Here is a 3,061-nt window from a genome sequence, read left to right as displayed (position 1 = left end):
GCGAACGGCGGCAGCGGCTCGAGCACCTGGGCAAGGCCCGGGTAGTAGAAGATGGCCGTCGACCGCCTGGTCACGGTGCCGCCGGCCACCACGCGGTGGCGGGCCGGGCGCAGCAGCCCGTTGGTCCACCGGGTGAGCAGGGTGCCGGAGAAGACCTGCAGGGCGCCTGGCACGATCGGCACGGGCAGCCAGTCCCCGTCGGGCAGCTGGATCTGCAGGCCCTCGTAGTCCCCGTCCTGGGCGAGGATCGTGACCGCCGAACCGTCGGCGTGCTCGAGCAGCAGCAGCTTGTCCTCGTCACGCCCGGTGTCCGGGTACGTCCACGTCGGGTAGTCGTTCACGGTCAGGCTCAGGTGCGGCAGCGGGCTGACAGGGAACGTGCCCGCGGGCAGGCCCTGTGCCCTGGCGTACAGGCCGAGTGTCCGCTCGGCGACGCCGCGGGCGGCGGCGATGTACCTGTGCGTCACCTCCCGCAGCCCCGGGTCGTCGGCGGGCCAGACGTTGGCGTGCGCGTACAGGCCGAGGTACTCCTCCGCCAGGCCTGCCGCGCGCGCGTCCGCGGCGTTGTCGAACTGCCCCACGTTGAAGCGCTCGAGCTCCAGCCGGCCGAAGTCGTCAGGCCACTGCCGCCAGCCGCGGTACGGGTGCCCGGTCGGGCTGGCCAGCTCGGCCTTGCGCGCCCGCGGCAGGCCGAGCAGCCGTCCGATCCGCCGGTCGAAATCTCCGGTCAGGTCCGGCGGCACGCCATGGTTGACCACCTGGATGATGCCGATCTCCTGCGTCGCGGTCCTGACGGCAGCCAGCAAGTCCCGCGGAGCGTCGGCCCTGGTGGCGGCCTGCAGGTCGATGACCGGGATCTGGTACGTCATGGGCGTGCTCCTTACGACCAGTTGGTGACGGGACGCTCCTGCAGGATCCCGTCCACGAGGATGTCTGTCTTCTCGTTGTAGAACGCAAGCAGGTTCTCGATCTTCGGCGTCTCAGGGATCGGCGCGGGGTAGCTCCACACGATGTCCTCGTGGAGCTCGCCGCCGGCGCGCACCGACCAGTACACGGCCTCCCCCTTGTACGGGCAACGGGTCCGCTTCGAGCTGGGGGTGAGCAGCCCGGGCCGGACGTCGAGCTTGGGCAGGTAATAGCGGACGGGCAGGCCGGTCTCGAATAGCAGCCTGGGACGGCGGCTGTCCGCGATGAGTTCACCGCCGACCCGCACCTGCACGTGACGGGAGGAGTTGAGCACGTCGACCCGGTGGTAGGGGTCGCGCGGGTGGCGGAACACCTCGTCGTCCTCCTCATACCACGCGTCGGCCTGGTCCCAGTAGAAGGCCACGTAATCGCGCAGCTGGGGAACCGACTCGATCGGCTCGGGGTAGGCCCACACCGCGTTCTCATACCGCCGGCCGCCGGCGAGCACGGAGTAGTACGACGCGTCGCCCTTATACGGGCAGTGGGTGTGCAGGCTCGTCGGCTCGAGGAGGTCGAACCGCACGTCGTCGCGGGGAAAGTAGTACACGGGAAGGTGCCCGGTCTCGAACAGGTAGACGGTCGCGCCGCTGTCGGCGACCGCCTCGCCGCCGAAGAACACCCGCACGCGCCGCTGGTTCGGCTCGGTGCGCACCCGCGGCGCCGTTTGCGTCGCGGCCGGCTCTGCTGTCTGCGTCATTGCTGCCTCGCTGGTTCCGTTGTCAGTAGCTGGTCGAGGGCGGCGGCAAGCGCCGCGGGCTGGGTTGCGGGGATGTCCGCCCCGGCCGTCTGGAGGGTGATCACCCGGACCCGCGGCGCCCGCTGGCGCAGCCTGGCCAGGTCGTCGGCTGTCAGCGGCCCGGCCCAGTCGCCGCGGATCAGGGCCACGGGGATGGCGAGCTGGCCGAGCTCGGTCCACAGGCCGTCGTCACCGCCGGCCTCCTGGCCGGGATCAGGGGCCGCCCGCAGGTTGCCCGGATGGTGCCGCCATACCCACGCGCCGTCCGTGTTCTGGACGAGCTCGTAAAGGACTTCCCTGTGCAGGGCCTGCCCGCTGTGCTCCGGGCGCCTGGCGGCCAGCGCCGCGAGGGCTTCCTCGGGACTGGCGAACCGTTCAGGACCCGTCCACGCCGACCCGGGGCCGCCGGGCGAGCCGGGCAGGGTGTTGACCAGGGCCAGCCCCGCGAGCACCGCCGGATAGCGCCGGTGCAGCGCGAGCCCGGTACGCCCGCCGAGGCCGCCGCCCGCCACGAGCCGTGCGCGCGGCGCGAAGGAGCGGATGGCTTCGGCGACGGCGGGCGCGAGCTTGCCCGGCTCGTACCGCCCGTCGCGGCGCCAGTCCGAGCGCCCGTGGCCGGGCAGGTCGATCGCCACGCTGGGACGGCCCGCGGCCAGGGCGACGGCGTCCCAGGCGCGCGCGCTCTCGCCGATGTCGTGCAGGAACACGAGCTCTGGCTGCCCTTCGCCCCAGAACACGCCGCTGACGTGCCCGCCCGTGGGGACGTTGACCCAGCCCCTGCGGACCCGGGGCAGCGGGCCGCCGGCAATCCCCGCTTCCGCCGCCGTCTGCGCGACAAGCGCGAACTCATCGCCGAGCGCTGTGAATCCCTGGGACACGGCAACCACTGCTGCTCCTCCCGCCCGGGCGCCGCGGCGGCCCGGGTCAGGTCACCGCCGCGCTGCGGCCACCCCTCCAGCGTCACACCGCCGGCCACATTTGTCAATATTCTTGATCAATTTTATGGGAAATATCGACATGAGCGCGCGGGCAGCACTCGGCCCGGGTAGAGCAAGCCGTGCTCGTTCGGTATAAAGATCTTTATTTTCCCGAACGGGCCGGGGCGCCTGCACTTTGAAACTATATCGACCGGTTAAATAGGATTCGTGGGATGAGTGAGCCTGTGGTGATGGACGGTGCCACACTGGGCTGCGCGGCGGTCGCGGCGGTGGCGCGCCGCGGCGCCCGGGTCGCGATCGCGCCCGCGGGGCTGGCCAGGGCCGCCGCCGCGCACCGGACGGCACTGGAACTGGCGGCCAGGGACCCGTTCTACGGGCGGACCACCGGAGTCGGCGCCAACGGCGCGGTGGCGGTCGAGCC

Annotated in this window: 4 protein-coding genes; 1 reads left to right on the top strand and 3 read right to left on the bottom strand. The window is 71.8% G+C overall.

Going from position 1 to position 3,061, the window contains the following annotated elements:
* From Q1N79_RS20840 to Q1N79_RS20830, 3 genes are all read right to left on the bottom strand, one after another.
* The coding region (locus Q1N79_RS20840) for a 2OG-Fe(II) oxygenase family protein (RefSeq protein ID WP_300611456.1) at window positions 1-869 on the bottom strand (869 nt) is incomplete at its 3' end.
* Between the two features lie 11 nt (window positions 870-880).
* A complete protein-coding gene (locus tag Q1N79_RS20835) occupies window positions 881-1,663 on the bottom strand; it encodes a DUF427 domain-containing protein (protein WP_300611454.1) in 783 nt (260 codons plus the stop codon).
* The gene (locus Q1N79_RS20830; protein ID WP_300611452.1) at window positions 1,660-2,589 is read right to left on the bottom strand and encodes an alpha/beta hydrolase; all 930 of its coding nucleotides are present in this window, start codon (window positions 2,587-2,589) and stop codon (window positions 1,660-1,662) included. Before Q1N79_RS20830 ends, Q1N79_RS20835 begins: the two co-directional genes overlap by 4 nt.
* A gap of 263 nt (window positions 2,590-2,852) precedes the next feature.
* Between Q1N79_RS20830 and Q1N79_RS20825 the strand changes: the two genes are divergently transcribed.
* The coding region (locus Q1N79_RS20825; RefSeq protein WP_300611450.1) for an aromatic amino acid lyase at window positions 2,853-3,061 on the top strand (209 nt) is incomplete at its 3' end.

This window comes from Trebonia sp. (assembly GCF_030042015.1).
GTDB lineage: Bacteria > Actinomycetota > Actinomycetes > Streptosporangiales > Streptosporangiaceae > Trebonia.
Note: the sequence above shows the minus strand (reverse complement) of the source record. Positions and strands in the feature narration are given on the sequence as shown.

Bases quoted from the DNA above. Each gene is read 5' to 3' on its own strand.
- Q1N79_RS20835 (WP_300611454.1), bottom strand. From the start codon at position 1,663: ATGACGCAGACAGCAGAGCCGGCCGCGACGCAAACGGCGCCGCGGGTG.